Source organism: Nonomuraea rubra (assembly GCF_014207985.1).
GTDB classification, from domain to species: Bacteria; Actinomycetota; Actinomycetes; order Streptosporangiales; family Streptosporangiaceae; genus Nonomuraea; species Nonomuraea rubra.
Map to the genome: position 1 here is coordinate 9,138,903 of NZ_JACHMI010000001.1, position 20,427 is coordinate 9,159,329.

Below are 20,427 nucleotides of genomic sequence, written 5' to 3' on the forward strand. Positions count from 1 at the left end.
ATCACTGTATCCCCGGCGATCGTCCTGCGGCCCTCGCTTCCCGGCCTCATTCCTCGCGCAGGCGCGCGGCCAGGATCTTCGCGTAGTTCGTGGTCGCCTGCTCGTCGTCCTCGACCTGCAGGCCGATGACGAGCCCGTCCACCACCACGAGGGCCTGATCCCGCTGGTCGTGCACGTTCACGCCCGCCCGCAGGTACGCGCCCTCACCCAGGTCGGGCAGGCGGCGCAGGATGGGAACCTCCCGCTCCTCGTACGCGCGCACGGCGGCGATGGTCATCCACGACAGCGAGTTTGATCGCTGCCCTGCCTTCGTACGGGGGGTCATGTCCCTTCATCCCTCCCCGGCCGATCATCGCGATCAAGGAATCGGGACGGGGCTCCGTCACGGTAGAGTTCTGGCGGACTTTCCTTGAGGTGGACGGCACGGGTGAGCAAGGCTGATGAGCTGATCGGCGCGGCGATGAAGGCGCTCGCCCGCGAGGACCAGGCGGCCTTCGACTCCGCCGCCGCCTTCCTGGCCGACCGGGACGACGCCGATCGGGTGCTGGTGGAGGTCGTCACCCGTGCGGTCTCGGACTTGTGGCGGAACGGCTGGCAGCCCGCCGACGTGGTCAGGATCGCGGCCAGGCGGCTGACCGATTGGCACGGGCGGGTGGCGGCCGACCTCATCGCCTGGGAGATGCGGGCCTACGCGCCGGCCACGGTGGACGAGCGCTGGCGCGACCAACTCGCCGGCCTGGAGGCCGTGGTGTGGTGGAAGGGCGGCTACCTGGCGGCGCGGCAGGCGCGCGACGGGGCCGGCCGGCTGGTGACCGTCTCCGGGGTGCTGGAGCTGCTGGGGCTGCTGACCGGGCTGCCCCGGCTGGAGTCGCTGGGCCCGCCGCCCGGGGCCGCTCGCCGTACGGTCCTGGCCCGCCCGCACGCGGTCAGCGAGAAGACGCTCGCGCGGGTACGGGCGCTGCTCGCCAAGGCGGAGTCGACGACGTACGAGGCGGAGGCGGAGACGTTCACCTCGGCGGCGCAGAGCCTGATGGCGAAGTACAGCATCGACGCGGCGATGCTGGACGCGCGGCCCGGCGGAGGCGAGGCCCCGGCGGGCATCCGGGTCGGCGTCGACGCGCCGTACGAGGAGCCCAAGGCCGTGCTGCTCGTTCTCGTCGCCGAGGTTAACAGGTGCCGGGTGATCTGGTCGAAGGAGCTGGGGTTCGCCACCGTCATGGGGTTCGGGGCGGACCTGTCCTGGGTGGAGATGCTGTTCACCTCGCTGCTGGTGCAGGCGCAGACCGCGCTGGTGAACTCGGGCACCAAGAAGCACGGCAGCGGCCGGTCGAGGAACAAGGCGTTCCGCCAGTCGTTCCTGTCGGCGTTCGCCTCCAGGATCGGGGAGCGGCTCGCCGGGGCCACGGCGGACGCGGTCGCGCAGGAGAGCGCCAGCCGGGGCGCCGACCTGGTGCCCGTGCTGGCGGCCCGGGAACAGGAGGTGGAGCAGGCGGTCGAGCGCATGTTCCCGAACCTGGTCTCGCATGCGGTCCGCACGGCCTGGGACCGGGAGGGCTGGGCGGCGGGCCGTACCGCCGCCGATCGGGCCAGCCTCGGGGCGCGGGATCGATAGAGCTCCGGGTGCCGATTCCACCTGGCCTAGCCGCTGTCAAGTGAGCCCCCGTCCGAGCCCTGGCTGTGCTTCCCGCCCCGAGTGCTCAAGGAAGTGATCGCCCACAGCGCCGCGCCGCCGTGGGGTGGCGGGCCGAGCTCGGGTCGTCCCAGCCGGAGGGCTCGGCATGCGCGCGACGCCGTCCGCCGCGGTCGCGGTTGCAGAGGACGGCGTCGCAGCGGGCGGGCGGGTCCGCGTCGGCCCGGGTGGCTCGCTAGAGGCGACGGCAGTTTCCGGGCGGCTTTGGGCGGTCGTCGGTCCAGCCTGTCACGGAGGTCCAGACCTCGGAGTCCACGGTCTGGCCCTTGGCGAGGCCCACGGTGCTCTCTCCCGCCTTCGTGACCTTGGCCAGGATCTCGCCGGTCAAGGGGTCCAGAATGGTCGTGTGGTCCTCGGTCACCTCGTCGTCCGTACCGAACTCCCTGAAATAGGCGCTGCCCTTGTCGAAGTCCACGGCGAGGCCGCTGCGGCCCAGCGGATCCTCGGCCGGCCCCCGAACGCTGGTCGTGGGCAGGTCGGCGAGCAGGCGCAGGATGGCGGCCCGGGCGCCCGGGGCGAGGGGCGTCGCCAGCAGCCCGACGGAACCGGCCATGGTCTCCTCCAGCGTCCGCGCAGTCCCCGTCTTGGTCCGGCTGGACTCCCACCGGGCCCGCAGCCATGCGCGCATCCCCTTGTCGTCGGCGGGCAGTGCCGAGATCTCGGCCGGCGTGTATGGGCCGAGCGGTTGGGCGCCGGGCCCGTGGTCCGGCGCGACCTCGTGGGTGTACTGGCAGCCCTTGCTCTCCACGCGCATCGGCAGCTTCAGGCAGTCGGCCGCCTTCGTGCCGGCAGTGCACACACGCTGAACCTTGGCGGGTGATCCCGCGGCCCGCCACACGCGTCCGTCCGCCGCAGTCGCCGGGCGCAGGCTCGGTTCCCCGTCCTGGGTCTGGACCGGGTTCTTGAGGTCGCGCGGCAGCCAGAGTTCTGTCCTTGATGAGACCACCGCGTTGAAGGCGCGCCCCCCGGCCTGCACCCGGATCAGCGAGTCACGCACCAGCGACCTGCGCCAGTACGCGCCCCGCTCGTCCGGCAACCGCGCGACCTGGGCCGCCAACCGGCGCAGTGCCTCGTTCCCGTCAGAGGGCGCAAGAACGGGAGGAGCCACGCGGGCGGACGGGATGATCAGGTTCGTGACCAGTGCGACCACGGCGAGAACGGCGGCGACCGCCGCAGCCGTCAACACCGGCAACCCCCGGAAGCCACGACGTGCGCGGATCGTGACAGGGTCCGCGACAGGCCCCAGGCTCTCCGGGCGTACCAGCTCCGCGCCGGCGGAGAAGGCGTCGCGGAGCCGGTCTTCAACGCTTCGGGTCATCGCTCCTCCTGCAGTTTCGCGGCGAGCACCTTCAGCGCCCGGGATGCTGTCGACTTGACCGTTCCGCGGCTGACCCCCATCACCTGGGCGATCTCCGCCTCCGACAGTTCGAGGTAGAAACGCAGCACCAGCACCTCGCGCTGGCGTCGCGGCAGAGCCCGGACGGCCAGGAACACCTCTCGCCGGGTCTCCCCGAGCACCACCGCCGCCTCCGCCGACCAGAACGGCGCCTCAGGCCGACCGCGAAACCGTCCCAGGCGCGGCACCTGAACCGGACACCCACCAGCATGACGGTCACCATCCTCGGGCAGGCTGGAGTCCTGCCCGAGGATGTTCACCTCATTTCAGAGAGTCGATCCACCGTTGGTATTCCGTTCCCGAAATGACCACCATGTCGGACGGCTTCTGTGAGTTACGGATGGCGACCCGGTTGCCCGGCACGATGGCGATCTCGACGCACGCACCCGTTTCGCAGCGGCTCGAGCGCCGCCAATTGAATGAGTCAGCATTGTACAGAGTAGTCAGGATTTCTCCTTGAGTCTTCCACGAACGCCTACCGGGTTAGCTGACGGGTTCGGGCTGGAAGTAGCCCTACGGCGCAGTCTGCGCGCCGATTCACCCCTGGTCCCTCGGGAAAGCGGGATCGCTGGTTCCCCGGCTCCGCGCTTCCTGGCTGCACGGATTCGGCAGGTCGACATCTCGACGAAGGTGAGATGGGGATATCGAGTGCGACCAGTGGATCTTTATCTGTCTCACATCGGCGATGGGGCCGATGTCGGTTCACGGCGACATGGCTTGTTCGCCGCGACGATGCCAGAAGCTACCCGTACAGATCCTTCGTGCGCAAGACTCGACCAGCTTTTTGGGCCGGCGGAAGCCTTCCTCCGCCTTGCACACCCTTACAGCTTCAAGCGCATCGCGCTGTTCGTACATAAGGGGGGAGCCGGCCAAGGGATGTTGGCTACTCGGCAATCAGCTTCTGCAAAAGTAATACCCCTGCTCCTGTTGCTCCACCGCCCATAAGAATCGCTCCTGGCAGGGATTGATCGGCCCAATAGCTGAGCAGGGCGGCCACGAGGCCCAGGATGGAGGCGGAAACCAGTATCACAGCGGCCCTGACCGACAACAACGGTGGTCGAGACGGTGAAGGAGCCATCGGGCCTCCCGGTGACGATCTCTGTTGTGCAGCCATGACGTAGATGATGACCTGCCTGCGGACGGCGGGTCGTCGTGGGCGCTGACGGTAAAGATCTACTTCGCGGCCATTGACCATGCCTGCGCTTCTATGATGGGCTCTCAGAGAGCTTGCATGCAAGCTTGCACAAGGTCTTACTTCCCTACCCCCGATGGCTCAGCCTCTTATGACGTGAGATTTGCCCATACCCAACGCGGCTTCACTCCCCGAGAGGTGGACCTTGTCCCCGTCCATGCAGCGCGTCTTGCTAGCCGAGGAGCTGCGGCGACTTCGTGAGCGCAGTCTCCTTACCGGCGAGGAGGTCAGCAGGCGGCTCGGTTGGTCCGCCTCCAAGATCAGCCGAATCGAGAACGCCCGGATCGGGGTGTCACTAGTGGACGTGGCAGCGCTTCTGGATGTCTACGGCGCCTCCGCCGAGGAGCGCCAAGGCGTGCTAGCGCTCGTGGCCAGCGAACCCGCTCAAACGTGGTGGCGCGCCTTCTCCGCGCGCTCAGAAGCTTTTCTTCAGTTTCTGGACTTCGAGGCGGTGTCTCACACAATAGAACAGTGGGAGCTTCGGGCGATTCCGGGACTGCTGCAGACTGCGGATTATGCGCGGTGTATTATTTCCGCTTGGAAAGAGATAGATACGAGTCTTCGCGATCGGCAGGTGGACGATCGCGTTGACGTAAGGATGCGCCGCCAGGAGCGCCTCACCTCTGACGACCCCTTGCAGTTGATTGCGGTCATCGACGAGGCTGTATTGCGGCGCACGGTCGGCGGAGCGTCCATCATGCAAGCACAGGGACGGAAACTGATCGAAGCTTCGGAGCTTCCCAATGTGAATCTCCGCGTGTTGCCGCTGACGGCGCCCTCCGGTATCGTCGACGCGCACTTCACAATATTAACTCGATTGCTCGCCGGAGTGGAGCAGAGTGTGCTTTACACCGAGCACAGTGGCATCCTGGACCAGGTCACCGCCGATGAGAAGTCGCTGTACTGGTTCCGCCGCATTTTCTCGCGTCTCCTCGATTCCGCACTGTCACCCTCTGCCAGCAGGGATCGCATTGCTCGCATCATGACTGAATGAGTGGTTCCATGCCCGGCCCTCGACGACCCGTATGCGGCATGGATCCGCTCGTGGACGGACACCGTCGTGCGCCGACACACCGATGAGAACATCGGCTCTGTCTCTTCGTGCACCTCGCGGATGAGGCCCGTAACGATGTCCTCACAGGGTCCTCACAGGGTCCTCACAGGGTCCTCACATGCCTTCCGGTGCGGGCCCTGCCATCGGGGCGGCGCCGGACACGATCGCGTCGATCTCCGCAAGGTCGTCCGGCCCCAGCGTCAGCTCGGCCGCGTCCAGGCTCTCGTCGAGGTGCCGGGGGCTGCGCGCGCCCACGATGGCCACGTGCACGGCCGGGTTGGACAGCACCCACGCAACCGCGAGCTGTCCGATGGTCGTGCCGAAGCGTACGGCGAAGCGGCTCAGCTCGGTGACGACCGCGAGGTTGCGGCGGAAGCGGTCGCCGGTGAAGTCGGGGCTGTGCGCACGCCAGTCGTCGGCCGGGAACACGGTGTGCTCGTCGAACGCGCCGCCGAGCAGCCCGTGCGCCAGCGGCCCGTACGCCAGCACACCCAGATCGTCACTCGCCGCGTACGGCAACACCTCCGCCTCCACGTCGCGACGGAACAGGTGGTAGGGCGGCTGCACGGTCTCCGCGCCCGGGAAGGCGCGCAGCTGGTCGGCGTCGAAGTTGGACACTCCGACGTGCCGGATCAGCCCTTCGTCCACCATGTCGCGCAGCGCGGCGGCGCTCTCCTCGAACGGGGTGCGCGGATCGGGCCAGTGCACCTGGTACAGGTCGACGTGGTCGGTGCCGAGCGCTTCCAAGCTCGACCGCACCCCCTGGCGCAACCAGGCGGGACTGGAGTCGCGGACGAGCCGGTCACCGTCCATGCGCAGACCGCCCTTCGTGGCGATCACCACCTGGTCCCGGTCCCCCTCGAGTGCCCGGCCCAGGACGCGTTCCGCCACGCCGAACCCGTAGCCCTGGGCGGTGTCGAAGAAGGTGACACCTCGTTCGCGGGCGTGCCGGATGGCGGCGACGGCCGCCTGCTCGTCGACCTGACCCCAATCCCCGCCGAACTGCCAAGTGCCGTAGCAGATCGGGCTGACCTGCAGCTCTGTGCGGCCCAACCGTACTGTGTCCATGCCCCTCCCCCTTCCCGGAAGTCGTCAACGCGTCGGTCATGGGCAGGGCAGCGCTCTCCTTCACGCCACGGCCCCGAACCACATGGAACGGTTTGGAACGCCTTCCCAGTACGGGCGCCCGGCAAGGACACGCACACCCCGGCGCCACCGACAGGAAGGAACCTCCATGGGCATGCTGGCCGGTGTCACCCACCTCACCTCACAAGCCGATTTCTTGAAGGGAGGCCTCGCCGCCCGCTACCTGCCCTCAGCCGACGTCACCCCGTTCGTCATGCGGCGGGCCATGCCCCTTCGTGCCATCGAGACCATGAACTACATCTGCTCCATCAACCCGCACATTCCGGCCTGCGCGCCCACCAATGACTGCCCCGACCCCGGCCCTGATCCGGCCACCACCTCCTTCTGCCCCACCCGCGAGTTCGTCTGCTGATCGATGGTTCTCGCGTTACCCGAGCTCATCGCCTACCTGCTCGATCGGCGGTACGTGCCCCATGAGGCGGTGGTCGACGGCAGCCTCACGCTGGCCGACGTGTCTCGCCGCAACCAGAACGTCCTGGTGAGCGGCGAGCCGTCCGTCGAGCTGTTCGTCAAGCAGGGCGGCGGCTCGCTCGCGCACGAGGCGGCGGTCTACGACCTGCTCGGCTCGCTGGGGCGGCGGCGTGGCGGGATCCGCGACGCCGTGCCGCGCTGCCACGCCTACGATCCCGACGGCGGGGTGCTCGTCCTGCAGTCCCTGCCGGGTGCGCTGGACCTCACCTCGTACCACGCGCGCGCCCGCCGGTTCCCCGCCTCCATGGGGACGCGGCTCGGGGTGGCTCTCGCCGATCTGCACGACCGCGCCGCCGAGGCGGTGCGGTCCAGGCCGGGACGGTTCTCCGGCAGGATCCCGTGGGTGCTCGCGCTCGACCGTCCCGGCCCCGCCTTCTACCGCGAGATGAGCAACGCGGGCGTCGAGCTGGTACGGATCCTCCAGTCGTCCGCGCCGATGCGTGCCGCGCTCGCCGGGCTGCGGGACGGCTGGCGGGCCGACGCCTTCGTTCACCACGACCTCAAGTGGGACAACTGCCTGGCCGTCGCGGCCGGGCGGTCGCGGCGGCGTACCCGGGTGGTGCTCGTCGACTGGGAGTTCGGGGATCTGGGCGACGCCTGCTGGGACACCGGGTCCGTCTTCGGCGCCTACCTGGGCTGCTGGCTGACCTCCATCCCGCTGGCCGGCCGTGAGCTGCCGGACCGCTACCTGGAGCTGGCCGAGCACCCGCTGGCGCGGATGCGCACGTCGATGCGCGCCTTCTGGGCGGCCTACACGGACACCCGCGGGTGGGACGCCGCGGCGGCGGACGCGGCGCTGGTCCGCAGCGTCCGGTACGCCGGTGCCCGCCTGCTGCAGACGGCCTACGAACGCACCCAGGGCGCGGCCCGCGTCAACGCGACCGTGGTGTGCCTGACCCAGCTCGCCGAGAACGTGCTGGTCCAGCCCGAGCAGGCGATCGAGCACCTGCTCGGCCTGCACCCGGAGCCCGCACCCGAAGCCCTCGCTGGAGGAGACAGAAGCGATGAGTGACGTCCGTCTGCTGGTGGCCGGGGCCGTCGCGGCCACGCGCGTCCACCTGCCGGCCCGCTACGCCTGGTTCGGCAAGCCGTCGCCGCGGCTGCCCGCCCGCGCCGCCCGGCTGCTCAGCCCGGAGGCCACCCGGGGCCACCTCGTGCACCTCCTGTCCGTACAGCTGTACAACGACTTCTACCGTCGCGGCCGGGCCATGCCCGAGAGCTGGACCGCGCGTGGCTCCGCCGCGAGCCGCCGCGCGTTCGCCGCCGCCCTGTCGGCGGCGAACAGCGGCAGAGGATCTCTCGAACGGGGATGGCGGGTACGGGGAGCCGACCGGCGCGGCACGATGGTCGTCAAGAACGGACTGGAGCTGACCGTGGACGCCGCCGAGCTGATCGGCGGCGGCGAGTGGGTGGCCATGAGGCTGCCCAAGGAGCTGCCCGAACTGTCGCCGGGGTTCCACCTGGTGTGCGCCGACAGGCCGATCGAGGCGGTGCCCGGCCGTAGCATGCTCCGGCTGTACTGGAACCTGCGCGCGGACGGAGCCGTCCCGTTCGTCGCGGCCGCGACGCGCCTGCTCAACGCCGCCGACGCGGCCTTCCGTCTGAAGGTGCTCAACGACCCCGCCGCCTTCACCCGGTGCGACGCGGCGGTCGTCTACCTGGCCGGCGACGAGTTCCCCGCGCTGGCCGAGCCGATAGCCGCGCTGCGCGCCGAGATCGGCGGCTTCCTCTCCCCGTGTACCCCCGTGTTCACCGCGGAACTGGCGCCGGGCCTCGGCCTGGCCGAGGACCCGGCAACCGGTGAGAGCTTCGGGGAGCACCGCTGCCGGCTGCTCGCCGAGGCGATGGTCCGAGCGCACGAATCGGGCACGCCGGACGTTCTGGCGGCCGTCGAAGAGCACTTCGCCCGCGCCGGGATCGATCTGGACGCCCCGCACCTGAACCCCCGTCCCGCCCCAGCCCTGGCCACGGCGCCATGACCGGCGACCTGCGGGCCGCGGTGGCCATCGGCGAACGGCTGGCGGCGGAGGCCGTCTGGTCGGGGGAACGTTGCAACTGGGTCGGCGCCGAGCCGGTGAACCTGCTGAACGGCCCCGGCAGGGCCCTGACCTACCAGGCACTCGGCCCCGATCTGTACGGCGGCAGCGCGGGCGTGGCGTTGTTCCTCGCCCAGCTCGCCGCGACCGTCGGCCAGGACAGCGGCCGGGGCCGGTTGCGCGCCACCGCGCTCGCGGCGATGCGGCATGCGATCTCCCGGCGCGACCAGGTCGAACCCGTCGCCCGCCTCGGCTTCTACGCCGGATGGGCGGGCCTCGCGGCCGCCGCCCTGCGCGTGGGGGCACTGCTGGGCTCCGCGGAGTGCGCCGAGGCGGGGATCGCCCTGTCCCACGACGTCGGCCGGCTGGTCGAGGAGCCAGGAGAGCGCCAGTACGACCTCATGTCGGGAACGGCCGGCGCGGTCCTCGCGCTGATCCTGGCGTACCGCCGCATCGGCGACCGCACGATGGCCGAGGCCGCGGCCGGGGCCGCGGACCGGTTGCTGGGCTCGGCCGCGAAGGGCCGTACGGGATGGTCCTGGCGCTCGCCCGGCGTGCGCAACCAGCGTGATCTCACGGGCATCTCGCACGGGGCGGCGGGCGTGGCCGTCGCCCTCGTCGAGGCGTTCCTGCTGACCGGGCAGGAACGGTTCGCGGCCGGCGCCCGCAACGCGATGCGTTACGAGAACCGCTGGCTGAACCGCGAGGAGGGCAACTGGCCGGACTTCCGGGAGAACCCGGGCAACCGCCGCGCCCGCACCTACGCGACCCTGTGGTGCCACGGCGCTCCCGGCATCGCGCTGTCGCGCCTGCACGCGTACGCCCACCTGGGCGAGCCGCGGTGGGGGCAGGACGCGATCACGGCGCTGGCCACCACCGAGCGGGCGACGGGGCCGCTGGTGGAGAGCGGCAGCACGAACTTCTCCCTCTGCCACGGGCTCACCGGCAACGCCGAGCCCTTCCAGGAGGCCCGCGCGCTGCTCGGAGCGGACGCCGTCGGAACGGACGTCCCGGCGCTGGTCGCGGCCCACGGGCAACAGCGGTACGCGGACACGGGGTTCCCCTGGCCGTGCGGCACCCACACGGCGGAAACCCCCAGCCTGATGCTCGGCCTGGCCGGGATCGGCTACTTCTACCTCCGCCGCTTCTCGCCCCAGGTCCCGTCCGTGCTGCTGCCGGTGCGGTGGGCACTCGATCACGCCTCCGCTGCCGTGCCGTCGGGAAGCTGGGCCAGTTCCTCGGGATCGAGCCGGCGCCCGCCCGACACCACGCAGAGGCGGCGCGCCCACTCGCCCCCACTGCGGGTGCCGCTCAGCCGCCCGTCTCCAGCGGGCCGAGGTCCCGCACGGTCCGGGTGAGCGCCCGGATCGGGGCGTTCTCCGCCGCCGTTCGCCACACCAGCGCGTACGCCAGCGGGCTCATGTCCTGCACGGCCAGGTAGGCGATGTCCGGCCTGACCCCGTACCGGGCCATGTGGGCGGGGAAGATGGTCACGACCTCGCCCAGGCCGGTCAGGGTGAGGGCCTCGTTGGGGTTGCGCACCAGCGGGCCGCGCTCGATGCGGCGGCCGCTCCGGGTCCGGGACGGCACATACCCCTCGAACCAGTAGGCCGGCCCGATCTCGGTGTCCGCATGCCGGAAGTCGCTCACCACCTCCAGCGAGACCGACGTGCGCCGGGCGAGTTCGTGCCCGGCGGCCACCGCCAGCACCCGCGGCTCTGAAAAGAGCACGGGGCCGACGGTGAGATCGGGCTCCTCGACGGGCAGCCAGGCGACCAGGACGTCGATCTCGTCACGGCGCAGGCAGCCGAACACGTCGTGGAAGGGCGGATGGCTGAAGCGCAGCTCCCAGGTGGGGTGGCGGGCGCGGAAGGTGGCCCAGTAGGGGCGCAGGTCGTGGACGTTCATCGGTAACATGCCGACGCGGAGCACGGCGGTGATCCCCCGGGCGGCCAGGCGGGCCCGCTCGATGCTGTCGCACAGGGCGGCGTAGGCCGGCCCGAGCTCGCCGTGGAGCTGGCGGCCGAGCGGCGTGAGCTGGATGTTGCGGCGGTTGGAGCGGTCGAACAGCGTGCCGCCCAGGCGGCGTTCCTGCTCGGCGATGGCCTGGCTGACCCGGGCCTGGGAGACGTGCAGCCGGGCGGCGGCCCTGCCGAAGTGCAGCTCCTCGGCGAGCACCAGGAAGATCGCTATATCACGCATCTCCATCGTGGCCCGACTCCAGCTCGATCCAGGCTCTCGTCCAGCGTTTCAGGCTCTCGTCCAGCGTTGATAACCCGTGCGTTATCGCGGGTGCTCGAAGCCCGGCGTTGATCGGGATCCGGCGCCTCAGCACAGTGGAAATCGGCCGGCAGGACGTGCGCGCCGACCTTGTCGCCAGCGTAGCAACACTCCGTCCACTGGAGCCCCCCATGAACGTCGTGATCGCCGTCGAAGACCTCCGCAAGAGCTTCGGACGCACGCACGCCCTGGACGGCCTGACGCTGACCGTCCGGACCGGTGAGGTCCACGGGTTCCTCGGCCCGAACGGCTCCGGCAAGTCCACCACGATCCGCATCCTGCTCGGCCTGATGCGCGCCGACGCCGGCTCCGCCGTCCTGCTGGGCGGGGATCCCTTCAGGGACGCCGCCGAGCTGCACCGCCGGCTGGCCTACGTGCCGGGCGAGGTGAGCCTGTGGCCGTCGCTGACCGGCGGCGAGGTGATCGACCTGCTCGGCGAGCTGCGCGGCGGCCTGGACCCCGCGAGGCGGGCCGAGCTGGTCGAGCGGTTCGAGCTCGACACCCGGAAGAGGACGAGGACCTACTCCAAGGGCAACCGGCAGAAGGTCGCCCTGGTCGCCGCCTTCGCCTCCGACGCCGAGCTGCTCATCCTGGACGAGCCCACGTCCGGCCTGGACCCGCTGATGGAGGCGATCTTCCAGCAGTGCGTCGCCGAGGAGAAGGAACGCGGCCGGACGGTACTGCTCTCCAGCCACATCCTGTCCGAGGTCGAGGCGCTGTGCGACCGGGTCAGCATCATCCGCGCCGGCCGCGACGTCGAGTCGGGCACCCTCGCCGAGCTGCGCCACCTCACCATGACGACCATCACCGCCGAGCTGTTCGGCCCCGTCCCCCACCTGCCCGGCGTGCACGACCTGACCGTCGAGGGCAGGCGGGTCGGCTTCCAGGTGGACAGCGACCACCTGGAGAAGGTGATGCTGCTGCTGGCCCGGGCCGGGATCGCCGCCCTGACCAGCCGGCCGCCGTCCCTGGAGGACCTGTTCATGCGTCACTACTCCACGCAGGACAGTGCGGCATGACCGGCACGTGGACCCTGGTCAGGCTGATCGCCCGCCGCGAGCGCCTGGTCGCGCCCGTCTGGATCCTGCTGCTCGCCGTCCTGGCCGCGGGCCAGCTCAACCGCTACGCGACCGGCATCCCCGACCTCGGCGCCTTCGCCCGCGAGATGAGCGCCAACCGGGCGCTCACCGCGTTCGCCGGAGAGGTGTACGCCTCCTCGGTCGCCGCCATGGCGGTGTGGAAGAACGCCGACGCCATCTACACCGTCCTCGGCCTGATCATGATCCTCACCGTCGTCCGGCACACCCGCGGCGAGGAGGAGTCGGGCCGCGCCGAGCTGGCCGGCTCCGGTGCCATCGGCCGGCTCGCGCCGCTGACGGCCGCGCTCCTCGTGACGTCGGCCTGCGCCGTCCTGGCCGGCCTGGTCACCGCCGCGGCCATGGTCATGACGGGCGCCGGGACGACGGGTTCCTTCGCCTTCGGCGCCGCGATCACCGCCGCCGGGCTGGTCTTCGTCGGCGTCGGTGCCCTGGCCGCCCAGATCACCCAGGGCACCCGCGCCGCGATCGGCCTCGCCGCCATCGGGCTGGGCGTGAGCTACTGCCTGCGTTTCATCGCCGACGGCAGCGGCCTGACCGCCCTGAAGTGGCTCTCGCCGCAGGGCTGGTCGCACCTGGTCCGGCCGTACGGGGACGACAACGTGGCCGTCCTGCTGCTCAGCCTGGCCCTCTTCGCGGTCACGGCGGCCCTCGCCTTCCGCCTCAACGCCAGGCGGGACCTGGGTCTCGGCCTGATCCCGGAGCGTCCGGGCCCCGCTCACTCCGTACGGCTGCGCAGCCCGCTCGCCCTGGCCTGGCGGATGCAGCGGGGCCTGCTGATCGGCTGGTCCGCCGGGTACGCGGCCGCCGGGCTCGTCCTCGGGGCGCTGGCCCTGTCCATCCCCGAGGTCGCCAGGCAGGGAGCCGCCGTCGAGGAGTTCTTCCGCCGCTACACCGCCTCTCCCGAGGCCACGATGACCGAGGCCTACCTCTGGCTGATCGTGCTCGGCCTCGGCTACGTCGCGGCCCTCTACCCGCTCCTCGTGCTGCTGCGGCTGCGCGACGAGGAGAGCTCCGGGCGGGCCGAACTGCTCCTGTCCACCCCGGTCGGCCGGATGCGCTGGGCCTGCTCCCACCTGGCCTTCGCGGTGCTCGGCAGCGCCGTCGTCCTCGGCGCCGCGGGCCTGACCATGGGGCTGGTGTCCGGACAGGCCGGCAAGGTCCTGAGCGGCGCGCTGATCCAGGTGCCGGCCGTCTGGGTGCTCGCCGGGGTCGGCATCCTGGCCTTCGGCCTGCTGCCCAGGGCCGCGGCGGCGATCTCGTGGGCCGCCTTCCTGTTCGTCAACCTGTTCGGCGAGGTCCTCGGGCCCATCATCGGGATCGACTACTGGGCCGCCAGGTTCTTCGTGCCCTTCCCCAACCTGCCGATGATCGTCTCGGGCGGCGACTTCACCGTCCTGCCCATCCTGATCATGCTCGCGGTCGCGGGGCTCCTCACCGCCGCAGGGCTGGCGGGGCTCGACCGGCGCGCCCTGTCCTCGTAGCGGCCGGCATGACCTTCTTCCTCCAGAACGAAGGGATCTCCTCCCATGTCCATCCAGTCCGTGCTCGCCGAGATCGCCGCCGCGGCCCCGTCGCCGGGTGTCACCCCCTCCGCCCTGACCGCCGACCGGCTCTGGTCCTTGGCGGCCGCGCTGCTGGGCCTGGCCGGCGTGGTCGCCGGCGCGCTCGCCCTGGCCCGCCCCGCCGGCCGCATCGGGAGCAGAGGGGCCGTCGTCGCCCTGGCGGCGGGGCCGGCCGGCACGGTCATCGGCGGGGCGGTACTCCTCACCGCCGATGGCGGTCCCGGCACCGGCAACGGAACCGTCGGGGGCTACGTGGCGCTGGTGCTGGGCGTGCTCGCCATCGTCCTCGGCGGGCTGGCGCGCGCTCGCTCCGCCCGCCGATCGGCCGCCTGACCTTTCGCCCCCTCCGATCCGGGATTCGTCGCCTCGTGGCACACGAACACGAGGTGGAAGGGAAACATCATGAGCAAGGTCTGGTTCGTCACCGGCTCGTCGCGCGGCCTGGGCCGCCAGTTCGTCGAGGCCGCCTTGTCCCGCGGTGACAGGGTCGCCGCGACCGCCCGGACCATCACCGGCCTGGACGACCTGGTCGACCGCTACGGCGACGCGGTGCTCCCGCTCGAACTGGACGTGACCGGCAGGAAGGCCGTGTTCGAAACCGTCGAGCAGGCCAAGAAGCACTTCGGCCGGTTGGACGTCATCGTCAACAACGCCGGCTACGCCCAGTTCGGCGCCGTCGAGGAGCTGACCGAGCAGGAACTGCGCGACCAGCTGGAGACCAACCTGTTCGGCGCGGTGTGGGTGATCCAGGCCGCGCTGCCGTACCTGCGCGAGCAGCGCTCCGGGCACATCGTGCAGCTGTCCTCGGCCGCGGGGATCATCACCATGCCGCTCGGCGGCGCGGACCGACCCGGTCTACGACGACGTCCGCCGGCGGCTCGGCGCGATGACCGGCAAGCTGCCCCCGGGGACCCGGCCGCCGCGGCCCGGGCGCTCCTCAAGCTCGTCGATTCCGACGACCCACCACTGAGGGTGATCTTCGGTGTGGGCATCTATCCGATGATCCAGCAGGTCTACGCCGGCCGGCTCAAGACCTGGGACGACTGGCAGGAGCTCTCGGCCGCGTCCCACGGCTAGCCACCCATGACGGCGATCGTTGAACGGCGGGCCGCGCCGGCCGCCCGGTGAGCTGCGCCCGGGAGCCCGGCCCCGAGGTGAGGCCACACCGTGATGCCACACCGTGATGCCACACCGTGATGCCACACCGAGGCCCGGGGCGGTCAGGCGTGCATGCCCCGGCGTAGGAGCGACCACACCCGGGCGGCCGCGACCCGGCGGGCCGGCGCGGGCCTCTTGGCGAGGACGCCGGCGAGCATGCTGACCGCCAGGAGCAGATCGTCGCCGTCGAGGTCCGCGCGGGCCGTTCCCGCCCGCTGGGCCTCGGCGAGCTTGTCGGCCAGCACGTCGCGCACCCGGTCGCGCATCGCCAGGGCGCGGGGGTCGGCGGTGTTCGCGTCGACCATGTCGATGAACGCGGTGGTGGCGATGATCTGCTCGGTGACCAGCGTGAGCACGTCGTCGAGCGTGGCGCCGGGCTCCCCCGCCAGGGCCTCCAGCTCGGCCACGCCGTCGTCGAAGACGGCCAGGGCGAGGGTGATCCGGTCGGGGAAGTGGCGGTAGAGGCTGCCCTGGCCGACCCCCGCGGTGCGAGCGACCAGGCTGAGCGGCGCGTCGTAGCCGACGCTGGCGAACACTTCGCGGGCCGCCGCGATCAGCGCCGCGCGGTTGCGGGCGGCGACGCGGGGCCCCTTGTTCACCGGACGTGCCACGGACATGACTGTCACACTATCAACCGGACAATATTGTCCACATTCTTGACGTCATGCCGTCCGCGCGTTCGACAGTGATCAGTCAGGCGGGCTATCTTGTGACCGGACAGGACTGTCCGGTTGTGATCTCCGCTCCAGACTCCCGATTCGGAAGGTCATCCATGGACCACTCTCCGACGCCGCCCGCCCACCTCGCCGTCGCGGAACTGGGCTTCGACCCGGACGAACTACGCGCCAGGTACCGCCACGAGCGCGACCGCCGGCTGCGGCCCGACGGCAACGCCCAGTACCAGGGCACCCGCGGTGAGTTCGGCTACTACGCCGCCGACCCGTACACCGAACGGGTGGAGCGGGAGCCGGTCCGCGACCGGGTCGAGGCGCTGGTGGTCGGGGGCGGCTTCGGCGGGCTGCTCACCGGGGCCAGGCTCCGCGAGGCGGGCGTGGCGGACATCCGGATGCTGGACGAGGCCGGCGACTTCGGCGGCACCTGGTACTGGAACCGCTACCCGGGCATCCACTGCGACATCGAGGCGACGGTCTACCTGCCGCTGCTCGAAGAGGTCGGCCACGTGCCCACCATGCGGTACGCGTCCGGCGAGGAGATCCGCCGGCACGCCGTCGCGATCGCCGGGCTGTACGACCTGTACCGCGACACGATGTTCCACACCCGCGTCACGGAGCTGCGCTGGGACGACGACGCGAGCGCCTGGCAGGTACGCACCGACCGCGGCGACGACTTCCTGGCCCGCTACGTCGTGATGTCCGCCGGCACCCTGGCCCAGCCGAAGCTGCCCGGCATCCCGGGCATCGAGACCTTCAAGGGACACACGTTCCACACCAGCCGCTGGGACTACGGCTACACCGGCGGCGACCAGAACGGCGGCCTGCACAAGCTCGCCGACAAGCGCGTCGCGGTCGTGGGCACCGGCGCCACCGGGATCCAGGTCATCCCGCACCTGGGGCGCGACTCTCAGCACCTGTACGTCTTCCAGCGCACCCCCTCCTCGGTCGACGTACGCGACAACCGCCCCACAGACCCGGCCTGGGCCGCCTCGCTCAAGCCCGGCTGGCAGCGCGAGCGGATGGAGAACTTCCTCACCGTCGTCACCGGCGGCCACGCCGAGCAGGACCTGATCGACGACGGCTGGACCAGCACCGCCCGGCTGCAACGCAACCTGCTGGCCGGCACCGTCGACACCACCCTGTCACCCGGGCAGCGCGCCTACCTCGACGAGCTCGCCGACTTCCAGAAGATGAACGAGATCCGCGCCCGCGTGGACGAGATCGTGGAGGACCCCGCCACCGCGGAGCTGCTCAAGCCCTGGTACCGCTACATGTGCAAGCGGCCGACCTTCAGCGACCACTACCTGCAGACGTTCAACCGGCCCGACGTCACCCTGGTCGACACCGCCGACCACGGCGGCATCACCGCGATGACGGAGTCGGCGGTCGTGGTCGGCGAGCGGAAGTACGAGGTGGACTGCGTCATCTTCGCGACCGGCTTCGAGGTCGGCGTCTCCGGCATCGTCTCCGGCGCCCTGCCGGTGTACGGCCGGGACGGCGCGCCGCTGCTCGGCACCTGGATGCGGGGCGGCCCGCGCACGCTGCACGGCTTCTACAGCCACGGCTTCCCGAACCTGTTCCACCTGGGCCCCCTGCAGAACGCCTCCGCGGTCAACTTCGTGCACATCCTTCAGGAGCAGGCCACCCACATCGGCGCCGTGGTCGCCGAGGCCCGCCGGCGCGGCGTCGCCGTGGTCGAGCCGAGCAAGGACGCCGAGGAGGCGTGGGTGGCCACCATCCGGGAGCTGGCGCCGGACAACAGCCGGTTCCAGGCCGAGTGTACGCCCGGCTACTACAACAACGAGGGCAAGCCCCGCCCGGGCGGCATGACGTACGGGCCCGGCCCCGTCGCCTTCCACGACCTGCTGCGCCGCTGGCGCGCCGAGGGCGGCATGGAGGAGGTGCTGGCGGGCGACCGATGAACATCCGGGCGCGTCCGCTGTGGCGATCGGACGGCCCGGCCTTCCGGCCGGCGGAGATCAGGTGACAATTACGCCATTACACTGCAAGTCGACGAGGCCCGAGTCGCTGGTGGGCTGAGAACCCCGATCGAAAGGACGGCCATGGCCGGCATCCTCCGACCGCGCGGCCAGGCCGCCAAGGTCGTGCCCGTCGAGCTCTTCTTCGACCTCGTGTACGTGTTCGCCATCACCCAGCTCTCCCACCTCCTCCTCGATCATCTCGGCGCGGCCGGAGCGGCGCAGACCCTGCTGCTGACCCTGGCCGTGTGGTGGGCGTGGATGTACACCACCTGGACCACGAACTACCTGGACCCCGACCACCCCACCATGCGGCTGACGCTGGCCGCCATGATGCTGGCCGGGCTGGCCATGGCCGCCGCGCTGCCCCAGGCGTTCGGGCCGCGCGCCCTGTGGTTCGCCACCGCGTACGTCGTGCTCCAGGTGGGCCGGTCGCTGGTGGTCGCGCTCGCGGCCCGGCACGAGCCCATCGGGCATACCTTCCGGCTCATCCTGGGCTGGCACGTGATCAGCGCCGTCCTGTGGGTCGGCGGCGCGTTCGCCGGTGGGACGGCGCAGGTGGTGCTGTGGGTGGTGGCGCTGGCCGCGGAGTACGCCGCGCCCTGGCACGGCTACCGGCTGCCGTTCCTGCCCCGGGCCACCACGGCCGACTGGTCGATCGACAGCGGCCACATGGCCGAACGCTGCCAGCTCTTCGTGATCCTCGCCCTCGGGGAGTCCATCCTGGTCACCGGCCTGACCCTGGCAGGCGGCGATCACCTGTCCGTCGCGACGGTGGCCGCGTTCGCCATCGCGTTCCTCACCAGCGTGGCCATGTGGTGGGTGTACTTCGACCGCTCGGCCGAGGCCGCCGCGGAGAAGGTGGCCGAGTCCGATGACACCGGGCGGCTGGGCCGGTCGGCCTACACCTACAGCCACATCCCCATCGTGGCCGGGATCATCGTCGCGGCCGTCGGCGACGAGCTGGCCATCGCGCACCCGCTCGGGCCGATCAGCCCGGGCACCGCCCTCACCGTCCTGGGCGGCCCCGCGCTGTTCCTGGCCGGGCACGCGGTGTTCCAGCGGGTGGTGTTCGGCCGCGTACCGGCGAGCAGGCTCGCCGCCATCGCCGTGCTCGTCGTCACCGCGCCGGTCGTCCTGCTGGCGCCGTCACTCGTGCCCCCGCTCGCCCTGGCCGGCCTGGCGGCGGTGGTGGTCGGCGGCGCCGCGTTCTGGGACTCGCGACCGGCGTGACGCGTGCTCACCCCGGGTGAACCATCGCCTGACCCGGGGGTATAGGAGCACTCATGAGTGCCGACGTCCATGTCATCGCCACCTCGTCGCTGGGTGACCACAGCTATCTGGCCACCGACGGGCAGTCCGCCGTCGTGGTCGACCCTCAGCGGGACGTCGACCGCGTGCTCTCCCTGGCCGGCCGCACAGGCGTGCGCGTCACGCACGTCGTCGAGACGCACCTGCACAACGACTACGTCTCGGGCGGGCTGGAGCTGGCCAGGCTGACCGGGGCGCACTACGGCGTCGCGGCGGCCGACCAGGCGCCGTTCCCGCACCTGCCGCTGTCCGACGGGGACGTCGTCGAGGTCTCGCCCGTGCTGCGGCTGCGTGCCCTGGCCACGCCCGGCCACACCTTCCACCACCTGTCGTACGTGCTGGAGCACCGCGAGGCGGTCGAGGGTGTCTTCACCGGTGGCTCTCTGCTGTTCGGCACGACAGGCCGTACGGACCTGCTGGGGGCCGAGCACGCCGCCACGCTGGCGCGCGAGCAGCACGCCTCCGTGCGGAGGCTTTCCGCCCTGCTGCCCGGCGGCGCCGCGATCTGGCCGACCCACGGTTTCGGCAGCTTCTGCTCGGCCGCCCAGGCCTCCGGCGACAGCTCCACCATCGAGCGCGAGCGGCAGGTGAACCCGGCACTGCGGCTCGCCGCCGACGCGTTCGTCACGCAGACGCTGGCCGGGCTCGACGCCTACCCCGCCTACTACGCGCACATGGGCGTGCTCAACCTGCGTGGCCCCGCGCCGGTCGATCTGCGCCCGCCGGCGCTCATCTCCCCGGAGGAGCTGCGGGCGCGGCTGCGGGCCGGGGAGTGGGTGGTGGACCTGCGTCACCGCACCGCGTACGCCGAGGCCCACCTGGCCGGCACGATCAGCCTGGGGCTGGACGGGCCGATGGCCACCTGGCTCGGCTGGCTGATCGGCAGGGGCGCGCCGCTGACGCTGGTCGGCCGGACGCCCGAGGAGGTGGCGCAGGCGCGGCGGGAGCTCGTACGCATCGGCGTGGACCACGTCTCCGCGGCGGCGGCCGGCACGCCCCGGGCGCTCGCCGCCGATCCGGCGCAGGTGCGGTCGCTGCCCACGGCGACGTTCGCCGGGCTGGCCGCCGCGCTCGCCGGTGACGTACCGGCCGGGCTGCCCGCCCCCCGCGTGATCCTGGACGTCAGGCTCGGCAACGAGTGGCGGGCCTCCCACCTCGACGGCGCCGTGCACGTGCCGCTGCCCGAGCTCGCGGCCCGCGCCGGCGACATCCCGGCCGGGGCCGTCTGGGTGCACTGCGGCAGCGGCTACCGGGCCACCGCGGCGGCCTCGCTGCTGGCCAGGAGCGGGCGGGAGGTCGTGGTGGTGGACGACGAGTTCGCCGGCGCCGCGTCGTCCGGCCTGGCCATGGCCTCCTGACTCTTGTTACCAGAATTCTG

General features: G+C 71.4%; 20 protein-coding genes and 1 riboswitch. Of the genes, 13 read left to right on the forward strand and 7 right to left on the reverse strand.

What is annotated here, in order from left to right:
- Window positions 1-46: 46 nt before the first annotated feature.
- Window positions 47-325, reverse strand: a complete 279-nt coding sequence (locus HD593_RS41720; protein ID WP_185107941.1) for a hypothetical protein — start codon at window positions 323-325, stop codon at window positions 47-49.
- A 102-nt stretch (window positions 326-427) separates the two neighbouring features.
- Here HD593_RS41720 and HD593_RS63860 point away from each other — a divergent pair, with 102 nt between their 5' ends.
- Window positions 428-1,612: a DUF2786 domain-containing protein gene (locus HD593_RS63860; protein ID WP_185107943.1), complete on the forward strand. Its 1,185-nt coding sequence runs from the start codon at window positions 428-430 to the stop codon at window positions 1,610-1,612.
- Window positions 1,613-1,865: 253 nt separating this feature from the next.
- Here HD593_RS63860 and HD593_RS41730 read toward each other — a convergent pair whose 3' ends face one another.
- From HD593_RS41730 to HD593_RS65395, 3 genes are read right to left on the reverse strand one after another with little or no spacing between them, the layout of a single operon-like run.
- Window positions 1,866-3,008 (reverse strand): hypothetical protein, encoded by a 1,143-nt coding sequence (locus HD593_RS41730; protein WP_185107945.1) that lies wholly within the window; start codon window positions 3,006-3,008, stop codon window positions 1,866-1,868.
- A complete protein-coding gene (locus HD593_RS62500) occupies window positions 3,005-3,346 on the reverse strand; it encodes an RNA polymerase sigma factor (RefSeq protein WP_185107947.1) in 342 nt (113 codons plus the stop codon). Before HD593_RS62500 ends, HD593_RS41730 begins: the two co-directional genes overlap by 4 nt.
- 1 nt (window position 3,347) lies before the next feature.
- Window positions 3,348-3,536, reverse strand: coding sequence for a DUF397 domain-containing protein (locus HD593_RS65395; protein ID WP_350669264.1), 189 nt, complete (start codon window positions 3,534-3,536; stop codon window positions 3,348-3,350).
- A gap of 7 nt (window positions 3,537-3,543) precedes the next feature.
- Window positions 3,544-3,707, reverse strand: a riboswitch (cyclic di-AMP (ydaO/yuaA leader).
- A 728-nt stretch (window positions 3,708-4,435) separates the two neighbouring features.
- On the opposite strand from HD593_RS65395, the gene HD593_RS41745 reads away from it, so the two are divergent.
- The gene (locus tag HD593_RS41745; RefSeq protein WP_185107949.1) at window positions 4,436-5,272 is read left to right on the forward strand and encodes a helix-turn-helix domain-containing protein; all 837 of its coding nucleotides are present in this window, start codon (window positions 4,436-4,438) and stop codon (window positions 5,270-5,272) included.
- 174 nt (window positions 5,273-5,446) lie between these two features.
- Here HD593_RS41745 and HD593_RS41750 read toward each other — a convergent pair whose 3' ends face one another.
- Window positions 5,447-6,400 (reverse strand): aldo/keto reductase, encoded by a 954-nt coding sequence (locus tag HD593_RS41750; RefSeq protein ID WP_185107950.1) that lies wholly within the window; start codon window positions 6,398-6,400, stop codon window positions 5,447-5,449.
- 166 nt (window positions 6,401-6,566) lie between these two features.
- Between HD593_RS41750 and HD593_RS41755 the strand changes: the two genes are divergently transcribed.
- Genes HD593_RS41755 through HD593_RS41770 form a run of 4 tightly spaced genes read left to right on the forward strand, consistent with a single transcriptional unit; the run spans window position 6,567 to window position 10,343 of the window.
- A complete protein-coding gene (locus HD593_RS41755; protein WP_185107952.1) occupies window positions 6,567-6,830 on the forward strand; it encodes a hypothetical protein in 264 nt (87 codons plus the stop codon).
- Window positions 6,831-6,833: 3 nt separating this feature from the next.
- Entirely contained in the window at window positions 6,834-7,961 is a 1,128-nt protein-coding gene (locus HD593_RS41760; RefSeq protein ID WP_185107954.1) for a phosphotransferase family protein, read from the forward strand.
- On the forward strand, window positions 7,954-8,928 hold the full coding sequence (locus HD593_RS41765; RefSeq protein WP_185107955.1) for a T3SS effector HopA1 family protein: 975 nt from the start codon (window positions 7,954-7,956) through the stop codon (window positions 8,926-8,928). Before HD593_RS41760 ends, HD593_RS41765 begins: the two co-directional genes overlap by 8 nt.
- Window positions 8,925-10,343 carry a lanthionine synthetase LanC family protein gene (locus tag HD593_RS41770; RefSeq protein WP_185107957.1) on the forward strand — a complete coding sequence of 473 codons (1,419 nt, stop codon included), beginning with the start codon at window positions 8,925-8,927 and terminating at the stop codon, window positions 10,341-10,343. The genes HD593_RS41765 and HD593_RS41770 overlap by 4 nt, the downstream gene beginning before the upstream one ends.
- Here the strand turns inward: HD593_RS41770 and HD593_RS41775 are convergent.
- Window positions 10,297-11,187 carry a LysR family transcriptional regulator gene (locus HD593_RS41775; RefSeq protein WP_246547004.1) on the reverse strand — a complete coding sequence of 297 codons (891 nt, stop codon included), beginning with the start codon at window positions 11,185-11,187 and terminating at the stop codon, window positions 10,297-10,299. The two genes, HD593_RS41770 and HD593_RS41775, sit on opposite strands and share 47 nt — an antisense overlap.
- Window positions 11,188-11,396: 209 nt before the next feature.
- On the opposite strand from HD593_RS41775, the gene HD593_RS41780 reads away from it, so the two are divergent.
- From HD593_RS41780 to HD593_RS41795, 4 genes are all read left to right on the forward strand, one after another.
- On the forward strand, window positions 11,397-12,284 hold the full coding sequence (locus tag HD593_RS41780; RefSeq protein WP_185107961.1) for an ABC transporter ATP-binding protein: 888 nt from the start codon (window positions 11,397-11,399) through the stop codon (window positions 12,282-12,284).
- Window positions 12,281-13,846 carry an ABC transporter permease gene (locus HD593_RS41785; RefSeq protein WP_185107963.1) on the forward strand — a complete coding sequence of 522 codons (1,566 nt, stop codon included), beginning with the start codon at window positions 12,281-12,283 and terminating at the stop codon, window positions 13,844-13,846. Before HD593_RS41780 ends, HD593_RS41785 begins: the two co-directional genes overlap by 4 nt.
- Before the next feature lie 45 nt (window positions 13,847-13,891).
- Window positions 13,892-14,260 (forward strand): DUF6223 family protein, encoded by a 369-nt coding sequence (locus HD593_RS41790; protein ID WP_185107965.1) that lies wholly within the window; start codon window positions 13,892-13,894, stop codon window positions 14,258-14,260.
- Between the two features lie 69 nt (window positions 14,261-14,329).
- Window positions 14,330-15,004, forward strand: coding sequence for an SDR family NAD(P)-dependent oxidoreductase (locus tag HD593_RS41795; protein ID WP_185107966.1), 675 nt, complete (start codon window positions 14,330-14,332; stop codon window positions 15,002-15,004).
- Between the two features lie 143 nt (window positions 15,005-15,147).
- On the opposite strand, the gene HD593_RS41800 is transcribed toward HD593_RS41795, so the two are convergent.
- Window positions 15,148-15,702, reverse strand: a complete 555-nt coding sequence (locus tag HD593_RS41800; protein ID WP_185107968.1) for a TetR/AcrR family transcriptional regulator — start codon at window positions 15,700-15,702, stop codon at window positions 15,148-15,150.
- 155 nt (window positions 15,703-15,857) lie between these two features.
- Between HD593_RS41800 and HD593_RS41805 the strand changes: the two genes are divergently transcribed.
- The 3 genes from HD593_RS41805 (at window position 15,858) to HD593_RS41815 (ending at window position 20,407) form a co-directional block, all read left to right on the forward strand.
- Window positions 15,858-17,681 carry a flavin-containing monooxygenase gene (locus tag HD593_RS41805; protein WP_185107970.1) on the forward strand — a complete coding sequence of 608 codons (1,824 nt, stop codon included), beginning with the start codon at window positions 15,858-15,860 and terminating at the stop codon, window positions 17,679-17,681.
- 141 nt (window positions 17,682-17,822) lie between these two features.
- Complete coding sequence (locus HD593_RS41810) at window positions 17,823-18,971, forward strand: low temperature requirement protein A (protein WP_185107972.1); 1,149 nt, start codon at window positions 17,823-17,825, stop codon at window positions 18,969-18,971.
- A 53-nt stretch (window positions 18,972-19,024) separates the two neighbouring features.
- Window positions 19,025-20,407 carry an MBL fold metallo-hydrolase gene (locus HD593_RS41815; RefSeq protein ID WP_185107974.1) on the forward strand — a complete coding sequence of 461 codons (1,383 nt, stop codon included), beginning with the start codon at window positions 19,025-19,027 and terminating at the stop codon, window positions 20,405-20,407.
- The last annotated feature ends 20 nt before the right edge of the window (window positions 20,408-20,427 follow it).